This is a genomic window from Mesorhizobium sp. M7D.F.Ca.US.004.03.1.1, from assembly GCF_003998635.1.
Classification (GTDB): Bacteria; Pseudomonadota; Alphaproteobacteria; order Rhizobiales; family Rhizobiaceae; genus Mesorhizobium; species Mesorhizobium loti.
The window spans coordinates 1-472 of the sequence record NZ_RZQG01001777.1; the positions used below are offsets into that span (position 1 = coordinate 1).

1 protein-coding gene is annotated in these 472 nt (G+C 56.4%); it reads left to right on the top strand.

All coding sequences use genetic code 11. From position 1 onward, the window contains the following. Positions 1 to 472, top strand: a 472-nt coding sequence (locus EN935_RS39985; protein WP_127374450.1) for an AAA family ATPase, incomplete at both ends; no start/stop codon positions are given.

Consider the following 472-nt stretch of genomic DNA (forward strand, 5'->3'; position numbering starts at 1 on the left):
TCCCTCCCCACGCGAAGAAAAATCTTCGTTCGTTCTCGCTGGCGGAGGTTGCCACGTATCTGGGCGTTTCCCAGAGCCATCTGAAGAAACTGCATCTGGAAGGAAAGGGACCGGTGCCTGAAACCTCGACGTCGGGCAGACGTTCCTACACTGCTGAACAGATGCTTGAGCTGCGCCAGTATCTGGACCAGTACGGTCGATCTGACGCCCGCATGTATGTTCCCCATCGGCGGCCCAGCGAGAAGCTTCAGATTTTAGCTGTGGTTAATTTCAAGGGAGGCAGCGGGAAGACCACTACAGCTGCCCACCTCGCCCAATACCTTGCGCTTACCGGTCACCGTGTCCTAGCGGTCGATCTCGATCCGCAGGCGTCGCTTTCTTCATTGCATGGGTTCCAGCCTGAACTCGACCAGACGAAATCCCTTTACGACGCGATTCGTTATGACGACGAAAGGGTGCCTCTCTCCGAGAT